Consider the following 24089-nt stretch of genomic DNA (forward strand, 5'->3'; position numbering starts at 1 on the left):
CGGAGGTGATCCGGCCCGACCAACTCTCCGCCGTAAGACCTGCCCCAAGAGGCATCTCGTCGACCTCTGGTGGCCTGTCCCCGGACACATCTTGGGCGTTGGCGCGAAGATTCACGCGACCTGCCGCTGCACGAACAGCGGCCTTTCGACCCTGTCCCGGGCATCACGTCCGCAGCCGAGCCCGAGCCACCCGATCTGCGCCGCACCCGAGCGTCTCTCCCGAAGCGGGCGCGTCGGGCATGCGCGTCGCGTGACGCGAGCGACGCGGCCGCGATCGAGCACGGAGCCCCGGGCCGCGCGTCAGCGCTTTTTAAGAAAGCGCACGGCATCGCCGGGACCCCTCCGACGCTACGACGCAGCCTCGTACGCCCCGGGTGGGTTTCGCCGGCCGCAGGCTCGGCCCGCCGCCGAGCTGCTACCGTCCTCGCGTGCCGCAGCCCGACGCTCCTCCGCCACGCACCTTCGGCCTGCCGCTCGTCGGCAACACGCTCGGGATCATGCGCGACCCGATCGAGTTTCAGCGCCGCGGCCATCGCCGCCACGGCCCGGTCTTCTCCGCGCGGATCTTCGGCACCACCCTGACCTTCGTCGACCCGGTCGGCGCGCCCGAGCTGTTCGAGCAGGTCATCCGCACGCCCACCGATCAGCTCAGCCTCGTCGCCGCCTACAAGCACCTGGTCGGCCGGATCCTCGGGCCCGAGCTGTTCACCGAGATCGACAAGCCCATGCGCGAGGGTCTGTCGGTCAAGTACATCGGCAGGCACGTCGGACCGACCGTCGCGTTCGTCCCGCAGGTGCTCGCGCGCCGGTTGCCCGGCGATCACGGCACGATCGACGGCCTGCGGATGGCCAACGACGTCGTGCTCCACGTCGTCGCCCACTACGTCCTCGGCCACGGCGGCGCCGAGCGGCACGCCGACGAATTGGCGGAGGCGATGCACGTGCTCGAGAGCGACTTTAGCATCCTCGGCATGATGCTGCCGATCGAGACCGCCTCCGCCCGCCGCCGCCGTGCCGCCTTCGACCGCATGATGGCCCTCATCGAGCATGAAGTGCGGGCGCGCCGGGCCGACCGCGGCGACCACGACGATTTCTTGCAATTCGCCATCGATCACATGGCCACGAGCGGCGGCGAGCAGGACGACCTCCGTTTCCTCGCCCTGCGCGTGCTCGGCACCATCTTCGGCGCCCACACCAACACCGCGATGTCGGTCGCCTCGACGCTGAGCGACCTGGTCGAGCACCCCGAGGCCCTCGCCCGCGTGCGGGCCGAGATCGCGGCCCTCCCCGCCGACGCGCCGATGGACCTCGCCGCCATGCGCACCCTCGTGCATCTACACCGGGCGATCAACGAGAGCATGCGCCTGCGCAGCAACGGCGGCCTGTGGCGCATGGCGATGTGCGACATCGACCTCGGCGGCTATCGCCTGCTCAGGGGCAGCGTCGTCGGTGCCAGCATGGGCCTCGTCAACCTCGATCCCGCGCGCTACCACGAGTCGCACGCGTACCGGCCCGCGCGATTCGAGGCGATGACCACCGACAATTACCAGAGCCCCCCGGTCGGCTCGACCCCGCTGCAATTCGGCGCCTTCGGCACCGGCCGCAACCTGTGCTCGGGCCGGCCCCTCGCCTACGCGATGCTGGCCGCCATCCTGGTGCCCCTGCTGCGCGACTACGAATGGGAGGTCGTCGCCCGGCCGCGCCGATGGTTCACGCTGCTCACCGGCGGCCTGTCCCGACCGCTCGGCGACCTCACCCTGCGCTACCGCCGGCGCAAATCGCTCCCTCGCGCTTGACCCCGCGCGAGCGCCCGTGACACGTTCGTGCGGACATGCGCATTCCTGGCTCGCTGCTCCTCCTCGTCGTGTCCGCCGCGGCCTGCTCCCGCCCCGCGCAATCCGGCACCGACGCGCCCGCGAACGCCCCGGCGCTCCCGCCCGACTACACCACCGCGCGCACCGGCGACGTGCACGACTTCGACTACTTCGCCGGCGGCTGGACCACCGTGCAGCGGCGCCTCAAGGCCCGCGGGGTCGGCAGCGCCGAATGGGAGGAGTTCCCGGCCACCCTGTGCATGACCCCCTACCTCGGCGGCATGGCCACCGTCGACGAGCTCTACTTCCCGACCAAGGGCTGGGCCGGTTTGACCCTGCGGGCCTTCGACCTGTCAAGGAAGCAGTGGTCGATCTACTGGGTCAGCAGCGAGACCGGCCTCCTCGGCACCCCCGTCGTGGGCGGCTTCGAGGGCGACCGCGGCGAGTTCTACGGCCCCGACGAGGACGGCGGCCGCCCGGTCGCCGTCCGTTACCGCTGGACGAAGCTCGACGCCGACCACGCCCGCTGGGAGCAAGCCTTCTCGTACGACGGCCGCGCCTGGGAGACCAACTGGACCGCCGACTTCACCCGCGCCGACCCGGCGACGGTGTGCGAGGCCGGCCGCCCGAAGCGCCAGTAAATTGATGGATGTGTCACGCCGGCTCGACCCGGTCATGCCCGACCCTCGCGCATGCCCCTCGGTGCCGCGGCGCGTCTGCAGCGAAGACGCCACCGGGCCCGCGATCGCCGACGCCGACCGTGCGGCGCCGCTGCCGGTTTCACCGTACTCACGGAATTTCGTGCGAGCTCCGGCGGGTGGGCCCCGCTGATCCGTTACCGGCCTCGCGGTCGCTGACCCGACATCATGACTGGCATCGACTTCGACCTCGGGACTGTTCGCGGCAATCGCTTGACCGGCACGCTCGTGCGCATGGAGGTGCCCGGGCACGGGTGCCCCGGGCCGGTCGGCACGCCGGCGGAGATCGACGTCTGCGAGGACGAGTGTGTCCGCTGGGCCGAGCGGATCGGCCTCATCGACGCCAGCGGGCGCTACGCCGCCAAGTTCCGGCTGTCGCAGCTCGCGGCCCTCGCCGCCCACACGCTGCCCGACGTCCGCCCGAGCCGCGCGCGGTGGTTCATCCGCCTGCAGGCCTTCATCTTCACCCTCGACGACGCCCTCGACAACCTCGGCGACATCCGCGTCGGCGCCGACTACCTCTCGCACGCGCAGCTCGCCCCCGTCCTCGCCGCCTTCCAGCGGGCCCTCGCCGGCCAGCCCGCCGAGCCCGCGCTCGACCGCAAGGCGGCCGATTTCCCGCGCTTTTTCGCCTTCCGCGCCGCCCTCGTCGACATCCGCGCCGAGGCCCTGCAGGAGGGCGGCGACCTGCGGTGGTTCGTCGCCGGCATGCGCGATTACTTCGAGGCCATGACCTGGGAGCACTCCGCCCATTGCGACGCCGACTATCGTAGCACCATCTCCACCTATTTGTGCAACCGCGAGCAGACGATCTCCTACTTGCAATCGCTCGAGTCGTTCCTCCTGCTCAAGCGCGTCGACCTCACCGCCGCCCAGCGCGAGCGCCACCCCGTCGCCCTCCTGCGGACCGGCGCCTGCCGCCACGTCATCCTCGTCAACGACATCTTCTCCCTGGCCAAGGAGCTGGCCTGCGCCGAGCTCGACAACGTCCTGCTGCTGGCCGAGCGCCGCGACGCCGGCCTGCGCGCCCGCTTCCACGCCCTCCTGCGCGAGGTCAACGCCCTCGCCCTCGACCTCGCCCACGTCGCCCGCGCCCTGCTGGCCGCCTACCCCGACGAGCCCGCGATCGCCGGGTACGTCGAGACGATCGTCCACAGCGTCAACGGCCACATCGACTGGTACGCCCACAGCCGCCGCTACGGCGCCCGGGTCGGCGCCGTCGCCCTGCGCCCCGCGAGCTGAGCGCGTCCTTGGAGGAGGGCCACCGTCTCTCTCAACCGGAGGAGACACCAGTCGGGCCGGTGCGAGACCCCGAGCGAACATGTTGAAGCGGACATGTCCGAAGAGACATTGAAGGAACCTCCCCGCCCGCCGAGCCGCTCCCGCCGCGGCGCGGCCTCCCGCACGTTCGCACGAGCCCGAACGTCCGGGCGCAGGCCGTCCTCGGTGAGCGCCGATCCCGCGCGGCGGACAATCGCACGTGGTGGACATCGAAGCCTCACCGAGCTCGACCGCGAAAGCGTCGTCGTCCCTCGCCACGCGGGCCTGTCCACGACCTGGCCGAATGTCCGCAGCGCATCATGCGCTGACCCGTGCATCCTACGACCTCGGCAAGCCCGCGAGGATATGCCACGGTTCCGCCGCGCGCATGGACCTCGACGCATCGCCCTGCACTCCCGACGACCTCGCCGTCCTCGACCGGCTGCGCACGCCGATGTGGATCGTCGACCTCCCCCAGGCCGCGCGGTGGTGGTGCAACCGGGCCGGGCTGACGTTGTGGCACTCGCCGTCGCTGCGCGAGTGGATCGGGCGCAACGCCGTGCACCCGCCGTCGGCGGCGACGCTGACGCGCATGGAGAGCCTGCGCCGCCGCTTCGAGCGCGGCGAGGTCGCGACCGAGCGCTGGACCTTTTATCCGGACGGCGCCCCCGCGCCGGTGGTCGCCGAGTGCCGCGCCTCGGGGTTCCTCGTCGCCGACCAGCGCGGCGAGCCCGGGCGGCTGGCGATGCTCGTCGAGGCCCGCCCGCTGAGCGCCGAGGAGGTCCACGCGACCGAGCGCCGCGGCTACGAGGCGCTGCGCCACATCGGCGAGCTCGTGTCCTACTACGCCGGCACCGGCGAGGCGCTGCTGCGCAACCCGGCGGCGATCCGCGCCCTCGGCGACCCCGTCGCCCCGGGCGAGACGCAGGACCAGCTGCTCGCCGGCTTCGCCGACCCGGCGCAGGTCGCCGAGCTCCGCGCCCGCGTCGGCGAGAACGCGGTCTATCGCGCCGACGCCCTGGTCCGCACCACGGCCGGCGAGCAGTGGTACGACACCGAAGCCCGGGCCGTCCTCGACCCGGTCACCGGCAAGCCCGGCGTCCTCGTCACTCAGCGCGACATCGCCGAGCGCCGCTCGCACGTCGAGGAGCTCGAGCGCAGCCGCGAGCTGCTGGCCGCCCAGGCCGAGGAGCTGCGCAATTTGGCGGCGCCGGTGATCCGCGTCGGCGACGGCGTGCTCGCGCTGCCGCTGATCGGCAAGCTCGACCGCGACCGGATCCAGGTCGCCCTCGCCGCGCTGCTCGAGCGCACCGCGAGCGAGCGCGTGTCTCGCATCGTGCTCGACCTCACCGGCGCCGCCGACATCGACGACGCGGCCGCCGACGGCCTGCTCCGGATCCTCCGCGTCCTCCGCCTCCAGGGCGTGGCGCCGGTCCTCAGCGGGATCCACCCCCGGCTCGTCCACGCGATCCTCGCCGCCCGCCTCGACCTCGGCGGCGTACCGACCTTCCAGACCCTCGAGGACGCCCTGCGCGCCGGGTGACCGCCTTCACATGTCCGGAGGGACATGTCTCGGAGCGCGGCGCCGGCCGGTGCTACCCTCGGGCCATGCTGTTCGACCCCGAGCGACACGAGCCGCTGACCGACGAGGCGTGGGACCCCGAGCGAGCGCGGGCCGCGGTGCGCACGATCGTCGCCGACCTCGCCGCCAGCTTCAGCCCCACCGCGCTGTGGCCGGAGCACCCGCTCGACGAGGACGGGCCGCCGATCGCCGGCGGCTACAAGTCGATCTATCTCGGCGCCGCCGGGACGCTGTGGGCCATGGGGTACCTGGCGCGCGAGGGCGCGGCGAGCCTGCCGTTCGCGCCCGAGGACCACATCGCCCGCGTCCACGCCGCCTACCTCGACGTGCCCGACGCCGGCGCCGTCGTGCCGTCGTACTACCTCGGCGAGGTCGGCATCCTGCTCGTGCAGTGGAAGCTGACGCGCGCGCCGGACGTCGCCGAGCGGCTGTACGCGGCCATCGAGGCCAACATCCCCAATCCCACCAACGAGGCCCTGTGGGCGGCCCCCGGCACGATGCTCGGCGCCCTGCACATGCTCCAATGGACAGGTGAGGCGCGCTGGCGCGAGCTGTTCCTCGCCAACGTCGAGCAGCTGTGGCGGACCTGGTCGCCGAGCGAGCGCGCCGGCTGTCACGTCTGGACGCAGGACCTGTACGGCAACGTCATGCAATACACGGGCGCGGGGCACGGCTTCGCCGGCAACGTGTATCCGCTGCTGCGCGGCCGCGCGTTGCTGTCGGCCGAGCGGCGCGAGCAGCTGTACGCCCGCTGCGTCGAGGCGCTGCGCGTCGCCGCGAGGCACGAGGGCGACGCCGCGAACTGGCACCCGGAGTTCGCCCCGCCCGAAGCCCGTCGCGGGAAGATCCTCATGCAGTGGTGCCACGGCGCCCCGGGCATCGTCACCGCCCTGAACGACTTCCCGCCCGGCCAGTCCGCCGACATGGACGCGCTCCTGCTCGCGGCCGGCCGCGCGACCTGGCAAGCCGGCCCGCTCACCAAGGGCCCCAGCCTCTGTCACGGCACCGCCGGCAACGGCTACGCGTTCCTCAAGCTGTATCGACGGACAGGCGACCCCGAGTGGCTGGCCCGCGCCCGCGCGTTCGCGATGCACGCCATCCGCCAGAGCGAGCGCATGCGCCGGGAGCACGGCCGCGGCCGCTACACCCTGTGGACCGGCGACCCGGGCGTCGCGGTGTACGTGTGGCACTGCCTCACCGAGAAGGCCGACCTGCCGGCGCTCGACAGCTTCGATTGACCGCCGGACCGCCGCGGCCGGAGGTGTCCCTTCGGACATGCCCCCAGGAGCATGTCCGTGATTCAAGCGTCCGGGATATCGACAATGATGGGCGTTCGGCTGTCTCCTCAGAGATGCCCGCCCACACCCAATGTCTATCGAGACAGGCTCTCTTCAAACATGTCTTTTTGACAGGATCATCGACCGCGATCGAGCCTGTCGCACTCGAACTCTTCGGCGACCCGCGCGCGACCGATGAGGCCGCCGTCGCCGACCGCGAGCGCCTCGTCGCCGACCGCGACGACGGCGCGCAGCGGCGGCAGCGCCTCCTCGGTGCGTTCGCCGGCACCGTCGCTCCAGAGCGGGTACCCGCCGATCAGGACCCCGTCCTCGCGCACCAGCCATTCGCCTCCGCGGGTGATGCCCGTGATCGTCGCCGGGTCGAATTGCGTCTCGTCGATGTACACGCCGTTGATCAGGAAGAACATGGCCCCGTCGGCGCCGCCGAGCACCCAGTCGCTGGCGTACAGGGCGATCGCGTGGAAGTCGGCGCTGGCCCCGGGCACCGCCCGCCAGGTCTGCCCGTCTTCGCTGAGGACGACCGCGCCGGCCAGGCCGACGGCGATGAACGTGTCGATCACGTGCGGTTCGTGCGCGACGGCCCGCAGCGCGCCGAGCTCGGGCGGAGCATCGGTCGGCGGCGCCCAGCTCGCGCCGGCGTCGGTGCTGAGCAGCAGCACGCCGTCGCCGACGGCCACGCACGTGCCCACCTCGCTGCAGGCGACCCCCGCCAGGTCGTCCGTGACGCCGGCGTCGATCACCGTCCACGTCTGGCCCGCGTCGGTCGAGCGCACGATCACGCCACCGTCACCGACCGCCACCACCGTCTCGCCCCTCGTGAAGTCGACCCCGCGCAGCGAAGCGTCGGTCTCGCTCGCCTGCGCCGTCCAGGCCCCCCCGCCCGCCTGCCGCGCGATCGCCCCGCCCTCGCCCACCGCCACCACGACGCCCTGCGCCGTCGCGACCGCGAACAGGTCGGCCTCCACCGGGCTCTCCTCCGGCTCCCACACGATCGGCTTGTAATAGGAGTCGCACCGGTTGCAGGCGACCGCGCCGGGCAGCGCCGCGCCGGCCGCGGCCGCCAGCGCGAGGGAACCGGCGAGGCATGAGGTTCGAGCGGAGCGGAGCATGATTCGGTCTCGTCGAGGAAAAGCCAGGGAGCGCGGCGCCCGCGGGTCGCGGTCGCCGGCGCGATGGTGGAGTAACCGCCGGCTCGCTCGCAATTGCCGGGCGACGAAAATCCGCCGGCGCGCCGGCGCTCGCCCGGCGACGACCCGAAGCCCGCGATCGCGAGGGCTGTCGAAGTCGGCCGCATGCCCCTTCGTGCGGCCTTGAAGCAGACGCGTGACCCGTCGCCGGCGAAGTGGCTCCGCCGCCGACGCAGCTCGCGACGAGCGCCGGCTCGCCCGGCGTCAGCGCGCCGCCGACGAGCGCCGGCCCGCCCCGGCTTCCCGCCGCCCGTTCAGCACGCCGGCCACCACCGCGAGGTCGGCGGTGAACTTCGCCATCTCCGCCCGGCGGTCCTCCGCCGTCGGCTGGCGCAGGATCGACGACGGGTGCACCGTCGCCAGCACGTGCGGCACGCGGTGGTTGGCGATCAGCTGCCCGCGCATCGTCGTCACCCGGAACGTCCGGCCGAGCAGCGCCTGCGCCGCGGTCGCGCCGAGGCACACCAGCACCTCCGGACGGATGAGCTCGATCTCCTTCTCGAGCCACGGCAGGCACGCCCCGATCTCGCGGGCGCTCGGCTTCTTGTGCAGGCGCCGGCTGCCGCGCCGCTCCCACTTGAAGTGCTTGACCACGTTCGTCACGTACGCGTCGTCGCGGGCGATGCCGGCCTGCTCGAGCGCCTGGTCGAGCACGCGGCCTGCCGGGCCGACGAACGGCGCGCCGGCGATGTCCTCGTCGTTGCCGGGCTGTTCGCCGACGAGGATCAGGCGCGCGCCGCCAGGTCCGGCGCCGAACACCGTCTGCGTCGCGTTGCGGTAGAGCGGGCAGCCGTGGCAGCCAGCCGCGGCCTCCCGCAGGGTCGGGAGTGACAGCCGCTCCGGGAGGAAGTCCCGGGCGCTGCCCGTCACGTCGTCGTCGTGCATGTTCGCAGTGTGGCGCGGGTGGCGACGACGCGCGCGTCCGCGAGCGATGATTTTTGCGCGGGCGTGCTCGCCGGAGATCCGGTGCTACATACCGCGCATGCTCGCGTTCGCCGCCTTTGCGCAATGGCTGGCTTGCCCCGATTGCGCCCCCGCCCGCGCCGCCCGCTCCGCGATCGCGGCCGACCCCGACCGCTGGCTCTACGCGATCGGCGTCGCCGCTCCGTTCGTGGTCGCCTCGGTGGTGATCGCTCTGGTGTATCGCCTCGGCCGCAGCGAGCCGAGCCGGGAGGTCACGCGATGGTCGTGAACAAGCAGCACGACGGCCCGCTGATCGCCGCCGGGATCGCTCTCGGCGTCGGCCTCGGCGGTTTCGTCGACGGCATCCTCTTCCACCAGTTGTTGCAGTGGCACAACATGCTGAGCTCCCGTCTGCCGCCGGACAACCTGGTGGCGATGAAGGTCAACATGATGTGGGACGGCCTGTTCCACGTGTTGACCTGGCTGATGACGGTGATCGGCGTCGCCCTGCTGTGGCGCGCCGGCGGCCGCGAGGACGTGCCGTGGCGCGGGCGTACGCTGATCGGCGGGATCTCGCTCGGCTGGGGCCTCTTCAACTTCGTCGAGGGCCTCGTCGATCACCAGATCCTCGGCATCCACCACGTCCACCCCGGCGCCCACGAGCTCGCCTGGGACCTCGGGTTCCTCGGCTCCGGCCTCCTCGGCATCGCTCTCGGCATCGCCCTCGTCTGTCCGCCGCGTCGCTGAGCGCGCGCGATGTTCGCCGCGCTCCACGTCAAGAGCGAGTACTCGCTCGGCCACGGCACCGCCACCCCGACCGAGCTCGTCCGCCGCGCCGCCGAGTACGGCTATTCGGCGCTGGCCCTCACCGACGTCGAGACTCTGGCCGGCCAGGTCGAGTTTCACCACGCCGCGCGCGCGTACGGCCTGCGTGCGATCGGCGGCGTCGAGCTGCGCGACGAATTCGTGCCCGGCGAGCTCGGCCGCGCAGCAGGTCGCCTCGTGCTCCTCGCCCGCGACGCCGGCGGCTACGCCAGCCTGTGCCGGCTGCTGACCCACCGGCGCGCCGGCCGGGCCGGCGACAATGTCCGCGATTGTCTCGCGATCGACCCGACCGGCCTCTTCTACCTCAGCGACGATCCGACAGTGCTGTCGAGCCTGCTGCGCGCCGGCGTCGATCCTCGCGACATCCGCCGCCTCGCCCGCGGCGGGGACGAATCACCGTCCCCCGTCCGCGCCGTCGCCGATCCCGACGTCGTCTTGCTCGACCCGAATGATCGCGAGCTGCAGCGATTGCTCGTCGCCGTGCGCACGCAGCAGCGCCTGGTCGACGTCCCCGCCGCCGCCGCGCAGTGGCTGCCGGATCCGCGGAGCCTGCGCGAGCGCTTCGGCGAGCGCCTGCTCGGCGAGTCCTCGCGGCTCGCCGACGCCTGTACGTTCGACCTCGGCGCCGTGCGGGCCGAGCTGCCGCGCTGGCACCCGGCCTCCGGGGCCGCGCCGGCGGACTACCTGGCGGCGCTGGCCCGCGAGCGGCTCGCGGCCGGGCGCGCTGCGGGGCGCTGGCGCGACGCGACCTACGACCTGCGACTTTCCCACGAGCTCGCGGTCGTCGCCGAGCTCGGCTTCTCCGCCTATTTCCCCCTGGTCTGCGAGATCACCGATCACGCGCGCAGCGAGGACATCGAGGTCGCCGCCCGCGGCTCGGCGGCCAGCTCGTTGCTGGCGCACGTCCTCGGCATCACCCCCATCGACCCGCTCGTGCATGGCCTCTACTTCGAGCGGTTCCTCCACCCCGGCCGGCGCGAGCTGCCCGACATCGACCTCGACCTGCCCTCCGATCGGCGCGACGCCGTCATCGAATGGGTCCTGCGGCGCTTCGGCCCCGAACGGGCCGCCCGCGTCTCCACCGTGCAGCGCCTCGCCGCCCGCTCGGCCGCCCGCGAGCTGGCCCGCGCGCTCGACCTGCGCCTGCCCGACGACGACGACGAATTGCCGGCCGCCCTGCGCGCGCCGCCGTGGCGCGCGCTGCTCGGGCGGCTGATCGGCAAGCCGCACCACCTCTCGGTCCATCCCGGCGGCGTCGTCGTCGCCGAGCCCGACCTCGCCACCTACGTCCCGCTCGAGCGGGTCCCGAGCGGCATGGTCGTCACCCAGTACGACATGCGGAGCCTCGCCAGGCTCGGCCTCGTCAAGATCGATCTGCTCGGCAACCGGGCCCTGAGCGCCCTCGCCGACGCGCGCCGGCTGGCCGGCGAGCCCGACCTCGCGCCCGGCCGCGACGTCCTCACCTGGCAGCGCCTCCGCGCCGCCGACACGATCGGCTGCTTCCAGATCGAGACCCCGCCGGTGCGCGCCACCCTGCGCAAGCTGCCGCTGCGCGACCTCGATGACGTCATGGCCGCGCTCGCCGTCGTGCGCCCCGGCCCCGCCTCGGGCGGCGCGCGGGCTGCCTACATTCGCCGCGCGCGTGGCGAGGAGCCGCCGGTCCCGCCGCACCCGCGCCTCGCCGCCGTACTCCGCGACACCCACGGCATGCTGGTCTACGACGAGGATGTCATCGCCGCCCTGGCTGCCATGACCGGATGGTCGCTCGCGCGGGCCGACGCCGTGCGCACGGCGTTGATCGACGATTCGGCCGATCCCGCGGCCCTCAGTGCCGTGCGGCGGGAATTCCTCGCCGCCGCCGCCGCGACAGGCGCGGCGGAGCGCGACGCCGCCGCGGTGTGGGAGCTCGCCGCACGCTTCGCCGCCTATTCGTTCAACAAGGCCCACGCCGCCGGCTATGCCCATTTGGCCTGGCGGACCGCCGCCATGAAATCGCATCACCCGGCCGCCTTCGCCTGCGGCGTGCTCGACCATTACGGCGGGCATTATCCGCTGCGCACGATCGCCGCCGACCTCGCGCGCCACGGCGTCCGCCTGCTCGCGCCGCACGTCCATCACTCGACCGTCGCCACCACGCTCGAGGCCGGCGCCGTGCGCGTCGGGCTCAGCCACGTCAAGCACCTCACCACCGCCAGCGCGCGGCAGCTCCTGCGCGCGCGCCCGTTCGCCGACTTCGCCGCGCTCTTGCGGGCCGTCCCGCTCGGCGCCCGCGAGCTGCCGGCGCTGGTGCTGGCCGGCGCCTGCGACGGCCTCGCCCCGCTCGACCCCGACGCCTACCCGCTCGCCCACGAGGCCCTGCTGGCCCGCCTCGAGCCCGATCGCTCGCCGGAGCGCCTGCGCGGCCTCGTCGTCCGCGCGCCCGTCGGTCCCGCCGCCGACCTGTATCGCCGGCTGGTGCGGGTGCGCAACGAGCTCGCCTGCTTGCACATGCACCTGAGCGACCACCCGCTGCGGATCCTCCGCGGCGAGGCGGAGCGCGCCGGCTGCGTCCCCACCCCGGCACTGACGGCCTGCACGGGCCGGGAGGTCCGCGTCGTCGGGCTCATCGCCGCCTCACGCCGGCACCGCGGCGCGCGCGGGCGCGTCATGCAGTTCGTCACCCTCGAGGACGAATGGGGCCTGGTGGAGGCCGTGATCTCGTCCGCCGTCTACGCCGCGCTCGGCGACCCGATCCGCAACCCCGGCCCGGTCATGCTCACCGGCCGGGTCGAGATCGACCGCGGGCATCCGCACATCGACGTGTCGCAGGTCCAGCCGTTCTACCGCCGGGCTCGGCCCTTCGCGGGGCTCCTGCGAGGTTGACGCGGATCCGCCTCACCGGCGCTTCGCGCTGGACTTCTTCTTCGCGCTGGTCTTCTTGCGCCCGCTCGCGGCCTTGCGGCGGCGCGTCTCCCAGCCCTTCTTGGCGGCCTCGCTGCGCTTCTTGGCCGACTGGCTGCTGCCGCCGATCCGCCCGCCCTTGCGCGACGACGAGCGACTCACCTTCTCGCCGCGGCCGCTGCCGGACTTCTTGCCGCCGCCCGTCTCCTTGTTGACGGTGGCCCAGGCGCGGCGCTCGGCCTCGTCCTCGCCCACGCCGCGCTTCTTGTAGCCCTCTTCGATGTGGTCGGCCTGGCGCTTCTGCTTGTCGGTGTACTTTTCCTTGCTTCCGCGTGCCATCGGGAACCTCCTGCGATTCGCTCGAGAAGGTGGCACACACGCGGGCCGCGGCAACACCACGGCCCCGTGGATTTCACGCGACCGATCGCGGCCGTGACGGCGGCGGGTCAGAACGGGATCCCGCAGCACTCGCTGGCGGCCGCGTTCAACGCCTCCGCGTCCATCCCTGCGCACACGCCCGGATCGGGGCAGGAGGCGTAGTCCGCCTCGCCGTCGTTGCACACGCACGTGCCGTTCTGGCAGAGGAACGAGACTCCGAGGACGTCCGGGCATTCGACGATCGTCCCGCACATGTCCGCGCCGAAGAACTCCGGCTCGACCTGGCAGTCCGCGCAATGGATGAGGTAGCTGGCGGTCTCGGCGAAGCAGGGCGAGCTCGCCACCGGCCCGACCGCGTCGATCCCCGCGCAGTCGAGCGCGCCGCGGCAGGCGTTCCACGCGGTCGCGCTGCACAGGCACGCCGGCGTGTCCTTGAACAGCGTCTCCGTCTTGCAGGTCTCGGCGCACGCGACCGGGTCGACGTCCGCCTCGCACGAGCCGTACACCTCGCACACCTGCTCGCACGACGCCTCGAAGCCGGCCATGTCGACGTCGCACAGCGGCTCCCCGGTCGTCGCGCCGGTGGTCGGCTCCGTCGTCGTCGTGAGCGCCTCGGTCGTCGTCCCCTCGCTCGTCGTCGTCGTCGTCTCGGTCGTCGTCCCCTCGGTCGGCGTCATCGTCTCGCCCGTCGTCGGCGTCCCGGTGGTGGTCGCCTCCGAACCCGACGCCGACTCGCTCTCCTTGTCGGGGCAGGCGGGTAACAGGCAGATCGAGACCGCGCAAAAACCGCGGATTGTCCTCATCGTCAAGCTCGTAACATCAAGTGACATTCTGCGAGGATGCGCCAGCGAGCTCGACTTGTCCAAGGCTTTCCTCACGCGGTCTCGCGGCCCCAGGAACGCCACCAGTGCGCACATACCTGACAATCGCCCCGTGATTCACCGGCTCACGATCCGGCGAATCATCGCACTCATCCGCGGGCGTGATCGCCCGAGCGCAGCGCGCGCGAATTGACCGCACACGGAAATCACGTGGGCCGGTCCGGCCGAGGTGCTATGGCAAGCCCATGCACCTGCGACCTCTCCTTGGCATGATGATTTCCTGGTCCGGCCTCGCGCTGCTCGCCTGCGGCGACGACGGCGGCACCTCGGCCACCGACGGCGCGAGCACCGAAGGGCCGACCACGGCCGCGCCGACGAGCGAGCCGACCACGACGATACCGACCACGGGCTCGCCGACCACGGACGTCGATCCGACCACTGGCGACAGCGAGGGCGACAGCAGCTCGACCACCGACGGCACCTCGACCACCGAGGGGCCCGCGCTCGCGTGCCACGAGATCCCGCTCCCGGCAACGCTGGTCGAGGACGGCGCCTGGGACGACGGCCTCACGATCTCCGGCTTCGCCGGCTACGACGGCCTCACCCCGACCGTCTACGACTTCGCCCGCCACGCCGACGGCGACGTGCTCGCCGTCGGGTACTTCCATTACATCGGCAAGGACGTCGTGCATCCGTTCGCGCGCGACGACGGCAGCGGGTGGATCGAAGACCCGAGCCTCGGCGTCGAGCTCGAGCGGCCCACCCTCTCGGCCGTGGCCGCCGACGACGGCGGTCGCGTCGCCCTCGCCACCTACTCCGCCTTGCCGTTCGACCTGCTGCAGCGCGAGGGCGAGCTGCTGCTGGCCGACGGCGGCGAGTTCGAGGTCATCGGCACCTTCCACGGGGCGGTGCGGAGCATGGCCTTCTACGACGGCGAGCTGTGGGTCGCGGGCGTGTTCTCGCTCGACGGCGAGCCGGCCATGCCGCACCTCGCGGTCTATGGCGACATGGGCTGGCACGCCCCGCCCGGCGGCGCGCTGGTCGGCGCCGGCGCCTTCGAGCTCACCGTCGAAGGCGACGCCCTGCTCGTCGGCGGCGCCTTCACCGGCGTCGGCGGCGTCTCGGCGCAGTCCGTGGCCGCGTGGGACGGCGCCGACTGGACCGCGTACGACCTGCCGAATTCGACGGTGTTCGCGCTGGCGCGCGACGGCCAGGGCGACCTCTACGCCGGCGGACTGTTCTCGGTCGAGGGCAGCGTCGAGACCGGCGGCATCGCCCGTTGGTCCGGCCAATCATGGCAGTCGGTCGCCGGCGGTCTGGCCAATCCGAGCTTCCGCGGGGTCGTCTCCGACCTGGCTGTTCGGTCAGGTGAGCTGTACGTCGCCGGCTGCTTCACCTCCGCCGGCGGCGTGCCCGACGACCCGGCCGCGATCCCGGCGCCCGGCCTGGCGCGCTGGGCCGGCGGCGCCTGGGAGGCGCTCGCCGACCCGGGCGTCGGCGTCGGCACGGCGTGGTTCACCCCGCTGAAGTGCGGCGACGAGGGCCCCGACGCGATCTGGGACGCCCAGCACCAGCGCCTGTTCGTCGACGGCGACCGGCTCCTCCTCGGCGGCTCGTTCGCGGGCGCGGGCGGCGTCGCCTCCCAGAGCGTCATCGCCCTCGACGCCGACGATCAATGGGTCGCCCAGGGCGAGCCGGGCCGCGGCTTCTCCGGGGCCACGCGCTCGCTCGCCGTCGGCGGGCCCGAATGTGCGGTCCACGTCATGGGCGGGGTGACGCACGCCGGCGGCGTCGCGGTCGACAATCGCGTCTTGCGCGGCGACGGCGACGCCTGGACCCCGCTCGGTCCGCCGATCCCCGCCGAGGCCTATTGTTGGCAGCTCGCGGTCGACGCGGCCGGCGTCCCGGCGCTCGGCTGCGACCTGCCGCCCGAGGGCGACCTGCCGCCCGAGGGCGGCGTCTTGCGGCTTCACGACGATTCGTGGCAGGTCGTCGGCGAGCCGTTCCCCCAGGGCGGCGTCGCCACCGTCGGCTTCGATCCGGCGGGCACGCTGTGGGCCGCCGGGGGCGGCGGCGAGGGCTTCGTCGCCCGCGAGGACGGCGGCGCGCTCGTGGTCTTCGGTACGAGCAATGGCCGCGTCGCCTCGCTCGCCTTCCGTCCGACCGCCGCGGGCGAGCCGGTGCAGGCCGTCGTCGGCGGCTACTTCAGCGAGTTCGAGGGCGTCCCGGCCGGCGGCGTCGCCCACTGGAACGGCGACGCGTGGGAGCCGCTCGCCGACGGCATCGTCGGCAGCGTCCTCGCCGTCGCCTACGCCGAGGACGGCGCGATCTATGCCAGCACCGCCGACGACGGTACCCCCAATCGCCCGATCCTCGCCCGCTGGGACGGCGCGGCCTGGGCCGACGTCGCCACCCCCGAGCCCGGCCCGGTCGAGGCCGGCTACGCCTTCTATTCGCTGCTGGCCCGCGGGCAATACGTGGTCGCCTCCGGCTTCGCCTGGCCGAACTCGGAGCAGCGCAACATCTTCGTCTACGACGGCGCCACCTTCTCGAGCCTGCGCGGCGGGGCGACCGCGATCTACGTCGAATCGTCGGCGCTGGCCCACGACGGCCTGTGGTTCGGCGGCACGATCGCCGAGGCAGGCCCGCCGGAGGCCCGGCTCTCGTCGGTCGGGATCGCCCACCTCCGCTGATTGGCCCGACGCTCCCGGTCTCGCGGCTTCGCGTGCGGCTCGCGCGCGTCGCCGCCGATCGGGTGTTCGCTTTAATAAGGAAGCCGCGCCGTCCGGGCGGACCCCGAGGAGCGACCGCGTTCACCGTCGCCGACGGCATTCGCGCACCCTGCCCCACCGGGGTCTCACCGGCGAATCGCCATACCCGACGGCGAACCCGGGGAATAACCCAGTTCACGCCGGCACGATTGGCCCGGCCTCCGGTTCCGCGCGCATTCGAGCCCTGTGCCCTCGTCGCTGCGAGCGGGGCGGTGTTTCGCCGCCACGGGACTCGCCGCCCGCAGCGGGGTCCCGCGACGATTGCGCAGCCGACTCGGACCGGTGAATCGTTCGCGTGGGGCCACGAGTCGCAGATATGGGATGTCGTCGCATCCCGCGGCGGGTCGCATCCGCACCCTGCGCGATCGCGCGGCGTTGCGCCGCTTCGCGGCTTCGGGGCATCATCCGAGGCGTTCGATGGAGAGCGGCCGCGCATGAGCTATCACGAGCCCATCTTTGCCATGAGCCTCGACCCTGCCGTATTGCTCGACTCGCAGGGCGTCGTCACGCGCGTCAACGACAGCTGGCAGCCGACTTTCGGACATTCGGCGGAAGATCTGGTCGGCAAGCCCTTCATGGGTCTGCTGCCCCCGCAGGAGGCCGAGCACCTCGAGCGCTGGCTCGGGGACCTCGCCCCCGGCGGCGCGCCCCGGGACCTCCATACCCGGCTCCGCGCCCGGAACGGCGAATATCGGCTGACCCACCTCCGGGCGGTGCGCGCCGCCGAATCGGGGGTTATTTGCCTCATCGCGCGCGAGCGCTGGCTGGACGAGGGCGAGCGCGACCACCTGCGGCGGATCGGTCACCGTTGGGACGCCCTGGTCCACTGCCTGCCCGACTTCGTCGTCACCTCCGACCTCGAGGGCGTCGTCCTCACCATCAACCGCGAGGTCCCGGGCATCCCCACCGACCAGCTCGTCGGTCGGCCCGAGAGCATGTTCACCCCGATCGCCCCCGAGGAGCGGCCGGCCCTGCGCCAGCGGTTCGCCCACGTCGTCCGGACCGGCGAGACCCTCACCTACGAGACCCAGGTCCTCTACCCCGACAACACCTACGGCACCTTCGAGAGCCGGCTCGGCCCGATCTTCGACGGGACCAGGGTCACCGGCACCGTGCTCGTGACCCGCGACCTCACCCGCCAGCGCCAGGCGGAGGAGGCGCGGCGGACGGCCGAGCTGCAGATCCGCGAGTACACCATCCAGCTCGAGCGCAGCAACCGCGAGCTCGAGCGGTTCGCCTCGGTCGCCTCGCACGACCTGCAGGAGCCGCTGCGCAAGATCCAGGCGTTCGGCGACCGCCTGCGCCAGAAGTACGAGGAGCTGCTGCCCGAGGCCGGCCGCGACTACGTCAATCGCATGCAAGAGGCCGCCAAGCGCATGCAGGACCTCATCAACGACCTGCTGATGTTCTCGCGCCTCACCACCAAGGAGCAGCGGCCCGCGCCGGTCAACCTCAACAAGATCTTGACCGCCGTGCTGTCCGACCTCGAGGTCCGGATCGAGGAGAACGAGGCCAAGGTCGAGGCGGCGGGGCTGCCGATGATCGAGGCCGACCCGATGCACATGCGGCAGCTGTTCCAGAACCTCATCAGCAACGCGATCAAGTTCCGCCGGCCCGACCACCCCCCCGTGGTCAAGATCACGGCCGAGGAGCTGCCCGCGCGCGGGCGGGCCACCACCATGCTCATGCGCGTGTGCGACAACGGCATCGGCATCGACGCGAAGTACCACGAGCGGATCTTCGGCATCTTCGAGCGCCTGCACAGCCGCGGCAAGTACGAGGGGACCGGCGTCGGGCTGGCCGTGTGCCGCAAGATCTGCGAACAACACGGGGGCTCGATCCGGGTCGAGAGCAACCCCGGCGAGGGCAGCACCTTCATCGTCGAACTCCCGCTCCGTCAGGAGAGGAAGCACCAGTACCCATGAAGTCCAACAGCAAGCGACCGATCACCATCCTCATCGCCGACGACGACCCCGAGGACCGTATGCTCGCGGCCGAGGCGCTCAAGGAGAGCCGCCTGGCCAACGACATCCGCTTCGTCGAGGACGGCGAGGAGCTCCTCGACTACTTGCTGCTGCGCGGCCGCTTCAGCAACCCCGACGACGCGCCGCGCCCGGGCGTCATCTTGCTCGACCTCAACATGCCGCGGAAGGACGGCCGCGAGGCGCTGCGCGAGATCAAGGAGACCCCGGACCTGCGCCGGATCCCGATCATCGTGCTCACCACCTCCAAGGCCGAGATCGACATCTACCGCAGCTACGACCTCGGCGTGAACTCCTTCATCGTCAAGCCGGTCACCTTCGACTCGCTCGTCGAGGTCATGCAGGTCCTGCGCAAGTACTGGTTCGAGATCGTCGAGATCGCCGCGGACTGAGATGCACGAGCCGGTCGACGTGCTGATCGTGGACGACGACGAGGACGACTTCGTCCTCGCGCGCGAGCTGATCGCCGACATCACGACCAGCGACTACCGGGTGCGGTGGGTCCAGTCGTATCAGGACGCCGTCCACGCCCTGCTGACCGCCGCGCCCGACGTGTGCCTGCTCGACTATCGGCTCGAGGCGCGCACCGGCATCGACCTGCTCCGCGAGGTCCGCGGGCTCGGCTGCGACGTCCCGATCATCTTCCTCACCGGCCAGACCGAGCGCGAGCTCGACGTCGAGGCGATGCACGCCGGCGCCGACGACTTCCTGATCAAGGGCAGCTTCACCACCCGCGAGCTCGAGCGGGCGATCCGCTACGCCATCGAGCGGGCGGCCACCGGCGCCGCCCAGCGCCGGCTGACCGAGGAGCTGCGCCTGATGCAGGTCCAGGCCCAGCGCTCGAGCCAGGCCAAGAGCACGTTCTTGGCCAACATGAGCCACGAGTTCCGCACCCCGCTGAACGCCATCCTCGGCTACAGCGACATGCTGATCGACCAGGCGCGGGCCGGCGAGTTCGAGCAGATCGAGGACGACCTCAACCGGATCCGCGCCGCCGGCAATCACTTGCTCGCGCTCGTCACCGACATCCTCGACCTCAGCCGGATCGAGGCCGGCCGGCTCAGCCTCGCGCCCGAGCGCTACCGGCTCGGCGAGCTGCTGCGCGAGGTCGTCGACGCCGTCGCCCCGCTGATCCACCGCAACGGCAACCGCTTCGTCTACGCCCCCGCCGACGAGCTCGGCGAGATGGTGGCCGACGCCACCCGGACCCGGCAGATCCTGTTCAACTTGCTGAGTAACGCCGGCAAGTTCACGCGCAAGGGCGTCGTCTCGCTCGCGGTCACGCGCCGGCCCGCGCGGCTCAGCGACTTCAACCATCACGCCGGCGACCAGCCGATCGAGGGCGTCGAGTGCGTCGAGTTCGTGGTCGCCGACTCGGGCATCGGCATGACGCCGAAGCAGATGGAGCGGCTGTTCGAGCCGTTCTCGCAGGTCGACGACACGGGCGGGCGCCGCTTCGGCGGCTCGGGCCTGGGCCTCGCCATCAGCCGTCGGCTCGCGCGGGCCATGGGCGGCGAGCTGCGGGCGCGCAGCGAGATCGGCCGCGGCTCCTCGTTCCGCCTGTCGCTGCCGTCGGACAGCACCGCCGCCGCGCGCTGGCGCGGTCTCACCCCCGAGCGGCAGTTCGCCACCCGCGACCGCGGGCAGCTGCCGATCGTGTTCGTGCTCGGGCCGACCGACGCGTTCGGCCGCCAGCTGCGCGACCAGCTCGCCGACGTCCAGCTCGACATCGTCGTCGAGGCCGACCTGCGCCGCGGCGTCAAGCTGGCGCGCGCGCTCGGTCCCTCGCTGCTGGTGGTCGAGCTCAACGTCGGCGCTCCGGCCACCCTCGTCACGCTCGGCCAGCTCGCGCGCGAGCCCAGCCTGCAGGAGGCCGGCCTGCTGGTCTACCTGGTCGACGAGCAGGCCCAGTTCGGCTGCCTGCTCGCCAGCGACGGGGTCGTCAGCGCCCCGCTGCAGGCGCTGCAGCTGCAGCGGATCGTCGAGCGCCTGTCCCCGGGGACAGGTCAACCCTTGCACTTGTGGTCGAACAGCGCCGGCCTGCTGCAGGAGGCCACCGAGATGATCCGCCACACCCGCCGGCTCGCCGCGGCCGGCGGCGGCGGCGTCGACCTCAGCGAGCTGCACCTCGTCCACCTGGCCGCCCCCGGGGCCTCGTGGGGCCTCGCGGCCGGCCGCTCCGACGAGCGCGCGGGCCGGCCCGCGGTCGTGCTGGTCGCGCCCGACGACCCGCGCGCGGTCCCGCCGAGCTTCGCCGCCGAGATGCGCGCGCTCGTCGAGCAGGCCGGCATCCCGCGCCAGGAGCTCGCGCGGGAGGTCAGCGCCGCGTTGGTGGCGAGGATGCGCCACGACTGAGCCTCACAGCAGCGGCAGCCCCTTGTGCTGCACCGGCAGCTTCAGCAGCGCCGGCTTCGGCGTCCCGGGGACGATCCCGTACGCGCGGGTGATGGCGAAGCTCGCCACGTAGAGCGTCTTCGTGCTCTGCTTCGTCACCCCGAACACCAGCGACGACGGCGCGTCGAGCAGTCCGCCTTCGGCGACCACGTCGATGTCGCCGTGCTTGTCGATCGCCACCAGCCGATCCTGCCCGTTGACCGCCACGAACAGCGTCCCCTTGTCGTCGAACGCGAGGCCGTCGGCGCCGGCCAGGGAGTCGAAGTCGTCGGCCCACACCTCGACCTCGCCGGGCGAACCGTCGCACTCGACCTCGACGCGGAGGATCGTCCCGTAATCGAGGTTCGACACGTACAGGTTGCGCTTGTGCCGGTCGAAGGCGATGCCGTCGATCCCGAAGTGCGACAGCTCGAGGTACGGATCCTCTTCATTGCCCGCGAATGCAGGGTCTGCCAGCCACACCGCGGGCGCGCCGTCGTCGTCGATCTTCCAGATCAGCCCGTGCAGCGGATCGGTGACGAACAGCTCGCCGTGGGCGCCGAACGCCAGGTCGTTGGGATAGCCGGTCGGATCGAGGGTCGAGAACGTCGATACGCCGCCCTCGGGGTCGACGCGGAACACGAACGCGACCGGCGGCTCCGGCGAGATGCTGCCGGTGGCCACATACAGGTCGCCGTCCTCGCCGAACTTGAGGCCGGCCGCCAGCACGCCGGGCGGCAGCGGCAAGGTCGCGAACACGCTGACATGGCCCCACGGGGTGATCCTCTTGATGTTTGCCCCCATCGACGCATAGATGTTCCCGTCGTCATCCGTGGTGATCGACTCCGGCAATTCGCCGAGGGCCGGGTTGAACGCGACCACCGTCGACAGCTTGCCCGCCGCCGCGGCCTCCCCCGGCGGCAGAGACATGAAAAGCCCTACTGAGATTGACGCGATCAGGCTGCGACCCATGACAAAACCCCGAGCGATGGAGCGCGGGGGTACGCTGTCAAGGATCACGAAAAATCATCGCTCGTCGCGGGTGCGAGGATCGGATCGCGCGGCGACGAGCGCGGGCGGGACGCGCCGCGGAATCCTCGAAATCGCCGGTGGGTGCGCCCCGTTCGGCTTGCTATCCTGCCGGCGATGACACGCTCCGGAATCGTCGCGCACCTGATGCGGCGCACCGCCCCCGGGCCGCGCGGCGGCCTCCTGCTCGGCAACCTCGCCGAGGTCGCCCAGGGCCGCATGTTCGAGCTCCTGCATCATATGTGGCGGGCGCACGGCGACATCAGCTGCGCCCGGGTCGGCACGAGGCTGCTCTATCTCGTCGTCCACCCCGACCACATCCAGCATGTGCTCGTCACGCGCCGGGAGAACTACACCAAGGCGATGCACCGCGCCGCCCCGCTGATCGGCGACGGGCTCCCGGCCAGCAACGGCGAGCTGTGGGCGCGCCAGCGCAAGCTGCTGACGCCGCGGTTTCAGGTCGGCGCCCTGCCACGATTCGCCCCGCCGCTGCGGGGGGCCATGGAACGACAGCTGGGCCGCTGGCAGCAGGCAGCCGCCCGCGGCGACGAGCTCGACCTCGCCGACGAGATGGTCGCCCTCACCCTCGACGCGATCCTCGGCTCCTTGCTCGGCGAGCGCCTCGACGACGAGGAGGCGCGCCTGCGCGCCGCCATCCGCGACGCCGTCGACTTCGTCGCCGCCAGCGGCCAGGTCTTCCGCGTCCCGCTGTCGTGGCCGACCCGTCGCAATCAACGTTTCCTGGCCGCCCTCGCGGTGATCGACGATTTCATCCACCGCGCGATCGAGGCCCACCGCGGCCGCCCCGAAGGCGACCCCGACCTCCTCACCTTCCTGCTGCGCCACGTCGGCGACGACCCGCACGCCCCGGCCACGGCCAAGCTCGTGCGCGACGAGGCGGTCAGCCTGCTGCTCGGCGGCCACGAATCGACCGCGCAGGCGCTGACGTGGTTGCTCTATTGCCTCGACCTCCACCCCGAGGCGAAGGCGCGGGTGATGGACGAGGTCGACACATTCGGCGACGCCCTGCCCACGGTCGCCGACCGCAACCGCTTCCCCTTCCTCGCCGCCGCGGTGCAGGAGGCGCTGCGCCTGTACCCGCCGTTCTGGGCGTTCCCGCGCCACGTCGTCGCCGACGACGAGCTCGGCGGCTATCTCGTGCCCGCCGGCGCCACCGTGATGCTGTGCCCCTATCTGACGCACCGCCATCCGGCGCTGTGGGAGGCCCCCGAGCGCTTCTCCCCCGAGCGCTTCCTCGGCGGCGTGGCCCAGGGCCGCGCGCGGGCCAGCTACTTGCCGTTCGGCTACGGCCCGCGCACCTGCATCGGCAACCACATGGCGACCGCCGAGATCGTGCTGGCGACCGCGGCGATCCTGCGCCGCTTCACCGTCGAGCGCGTCCACCACGCGCCGGTCACCGCCGAATTCTCGACCACCCTGCGCCCGCGCGGCGGGATCCGCGTCAAGCTGACGTCGCGTCAAGCCGCCAGCGCCAGCGCCACATGATCCAGAACATTGATACGATCGACCTGCGGCCAATTATTACTTCGTGCGATTGCTGACAGGGGCTGCCCCGCTTCGAACACCAGGGGCCGACCGACGGCCGCGAGCACCTCGACGTCGCCGGGGCCATTGCCCAGCGCCAGGGACCGCGAAAGCGCCGCGCCGCGGGCCGCGGCGAACTGTCGTAACAATGTCAACTTGCCCCCGCGCGCCCCGGGCATGCTGCGACATTCACCAGTGTAACGCCCCCCCTCGACCGCGAATCGCGAACCATCACAGTCAGTTACGCCGAGATCCGCGGCGAGCAGCGCGACGATCTCGTGAGGGCTGGACGACACGATATAAGGAACCACGCCGGCCTCCGTGAGCCGCGCGATCAGCGGGCGCACGAACGCGAACAATTCGCGGCGCAGCGCCGGCCAGGTCTCGCGGGCCAGGGCCTCCAGCGCCGCCTGCTCCGCCCCGGCCAGGGCCGCCGCGTAGGCCGCGGTGCTGCGGGCGACCATCTCCGGGAAATCGATGGAACCGGCGCGCAGCTCGGCCACGGCGGCCATCACCGCCGCGATCGCGTCGGGCCGGCCGAGCCCGCGGCGGCCCATCTCGTCGAGCAGCGCGAGCCCGATCGACCGCGGGTGCATCGTACCGTCGACGTCGAGGATCGCCACGCGTGCCACGGGTTCGTCGTACGTCATACCCCGATCATAGCGGAGCGAGGGCGCATGCTCCAGACCCAGACGCACGAGCAGCCGGATAATTCGTCGCTCTGCGCGATGGTCGTTGATCGG

At 72.2% G+C, this 24089-nt stretch carries 19 protein-coding genes; 13 read left to right on the plus strand and 6 right to left on the minus strand.

The genetic code is table 11. The annotated features are described in order from the left end of the window. Positions 1–428 precede the first annotated feature (428 nt). The 5 genes from NAEX_RS07455 to NAEX_RS07475 all read left to right on the plus strand — a co-directional run bounded on the left by NAEX_RS07455 (position 429) and on the right by NAEX_RS07475 (position 6592). Positions 429–1796 carry a cytochrome P450 gene (locus NAEX_RS07455; RefSeq protein ID WP_143140861.1) on the plus strand — a complete coding sequence of 456 codons (1368 nt, stop codon included), beginning with the start codon at positions 429–431 and terminating at the stop codon, positions 1794–1796. 35 nt (positions 1797–1831) lie between these two features. Beyond that, on the plus strand, positions 1832–2455 hold the full coding sequence (locus tag NAEX_RS07460; protein WP_245913642.1) for a hypothetical protein: 624 nt from the start codon (positions 1832–1834) through the stop codon (positions 2453–2455). 225 nt (positions 2456–2680) lie between these two features. Further along, on the plus strand, positions 2681–3754 hold the full coding sequence (locus NAEX_RS07465) for a terpene synthase family protein (protein WP_096326822.1): 1074 nt from the start codon (positions 2681–2683) through the stop codon (positions 3752–3754). 406 nt (positions 3755–4160) lie between these two features. After that, entirely contained in the window at positions 4161–5315 is a 1155-nt protein-coding gene (locus tag NAEX_RS07470; RefSeq protein ID WP_100793195.1) for an STAS domain-containing protein, read from the plus strand. Between the two features lie 65 nt (positions 5316–5380). Next, positions 5381–6592 (plus strand): lanthionine synthetase C family protein, encoded by a 1212-nt coding sequence (locus NAEX_RS07475; protein ID WP_096326824.1) that lies wholly within the window; start codon positions 5381–5383, stop codon positions 6590–6592. Positions 6593–6768: 176 nt separating this feature from the next. Here the strand turns inward: NAEX_RS07475 and NAEX_RS07480 are convergent, their stop codons facing one another. Both NAEX_RS07480 and NAEX_RS07485 read right to left on the minus strand, forming a co-directional pair. Continuing rightward, complete coding sequence (locus tag NAEX_RS07480) at positions 6769–7761, minus strand: WD40/YVTN/BNR-like repeat-containing protein (protein WP_096326825.1); 993 nt, start codon at positions 7759–7761, stop codon at positions 6769–6771. A gap of 282 nt (positions 7762–8043) precedes the next feature. Further along, entirely contained in the window at positions 8044–8724 is a 681-nt protein-coding gene (locus tag NAEX_RS07485; protein ID WP_096326826.1) for a UdgX family uracil-DNA binding protein, read from the minus strand. Positions 8725–8821: 97 nt separating this feature from the next. On the opposite strand from NAEX_RS07485, the gene NAEX_RS07490 reads away from it, so the two are divergent. From NAEX_RS07490 to NAEX_RS07500, 3 genes are read left to right on the plus strand one after another with little or no spacing between them, the layout of a single operon-like run. Continuing rightward, on the plus strand, positions 8822–9031 hold the full coding sequence (locus NAEX_RS07490) for a hypothetical protein (RefSeq protein ID WP_096326827.1): 210 nt from the start codon (positions 8822–8824) through the stop codon (positions 9029–9031). Beyond that, entirely contained in the window at positions 9022–9489 is a 468-nt protein-coding gene (locus NAEX_RS07495) for a DUF2243 domain-containing protein (protein ID WP_096326828.1), read from the plus strand. Before NAEX_RS07490 ends, NAEX_RS07495 begins: the two co-directional genes overlap by 10 nt. A gap of 9 nt (positions 9490–9498) precedes the next feature. After that, positions 9499–12429, plus strand: coding sequence for a PHP domain-containing protein (locus tag NAEX_RS07500; RefSeq protein ID WP_096326829.1), 2931 nt, complete (start codon positions 9499–9501; stop codon positions 12427–12429). A gap of 12 nt (positions 12430–12441) precedes the next feature. Here NAEX_RS07500 and NAEX_RS07505 read toward each other — a convergent pair whose 3' ends face one another. Beyond that, complete coding sequence (locus NAEX_RS07505) at positions 12442–12786, minus strand: plasmid stabilization protein (RefSeq protein ID WP_096326830.1); 345 nt, start codon at positions 12784–12786, stop codon at positions 12442–12444. A gap of 107 nt (positions 12787–12893) precedes the next feature. Then, entirely contained in the window at positions 12894–13634 is a 741-nt protein-coding gene (locus tag NAEX_RS07510) for a hypothetical protein (protein ID WP_143825531.1), read from the minus strand. Between the two features lie 257 nt (positions 13635–13891). On the opposite strand from NAEX_RS07510, the gene NAEX_RS07515 reads away from it, so the two are divergent. The 4 genes from NAEX_RS07515 (at position 13892) to NAEX_RS07530 (ending at position 20754) form a co-directional block, all read left to right on the plus strand. Beyond that, the gene (locus NAEX_RS07515; RefSeq protein WP_143825532.1) at positions 13892–16339 is read left to right on the plus strand and encodes a hypothetical protein; all 2448 of its coding nucleotides are present in this window, start codon (positions 13892–13894) and stop codon (positions 16337–16339) included. Between the two features lie 512 nt (positions 16340–16851). After that, complete coding sequence (locus tag NAEX_RS07520; protein WP_096326833.1) at positions 16852–18342, plus strand: sensor histidine kinase; 1491 nt, start codon at positions 16852–16854, stop codon at positions 18340–18342. Beyond that, positions 18339–18791: a response regulator gene (locus tag NAEX_RS07525; RefSeq protein ID WP_177325973.1), complete on the plus strand. Its 453-nt coding sequence runs from the start codon at positions 18339–18341 to the stop codon at positions 18789–18791. Before NAEX_RS07520 ends, NAEX_RS07525 begins: the two co-directional genes overlap by 4 nt. 1 nt (position 18792) lies before the next feature. Then, positions 18793–20754 carry an ATP-binding response regulator gene (locus NAEX_RS07530; RefSeq protein WP_096326834.1) on the plus strand — a complete coding sequence of 654 codons (1962 nt, stop codon included), beginning with the start codon at positions 18793–18795 and terminating at the stop codon, positions 20752–20754. A gap of 3 nt (positions 20755–20757) precedes the next feature. Here the strand turns inward: NAEX_RS07530 and NAEX_RS07535 are convergent, their stop codons facing one another. Continuing rightward, positions 20758–21702 (minus strand): SMP-30/gluconolactonase/LRE family protein, encoded by a 945-nt coding sequence (locus NAEX_RS07535; RefSeq protein ID WP_170135535.1) that lies wholly within the window; start codon positions 21700–21702, stop codon positions 20758–20760. A 216-nt stretch (positions 21703–21918) separates the two neighbouring features. Between NAEX_RS07535 and NAEX_RS07540 the strand changes: the two genes are divergently transcribed. Beyond that, positions 21919–23307, plus strand: coding sequence for a cytochrome P450 (locus NAEX_RS07540; protein ID WP_096326836.1), 1389 nt, complete (start codon positions 21919–21921; stop codon positions 23305–23307). On the opposite strand, the gene NAEX_RS07545 is transcribed toward NAEX_RS07540, so the two are convergent. After that, positions 23280–23996, minus strand: coding sequence for an HAD family hydrolase (locus NAEX_RS07545; protein WP_096326837.1), 717 nt, complete (start codon positions 23994–23996; stop codon positions 23280–23282). The genes NAEX_RS07540 and NAEX_RS07545 overlap by 28 nt on opposite strands. Positions 23997–24089 lie beyond the last annotated feature (93 nt).

Origin of the sequence: Nannocystis exedens (assembly GCF_002343915.1) — a bacterium.
In the GTDB taxonomy this organism is placed as follows: Bacteria; Myxococcota_A; Polyangia; order Nannocystales; family Nannocystaceae; genus Nannocystis; species Nannocystis exedens.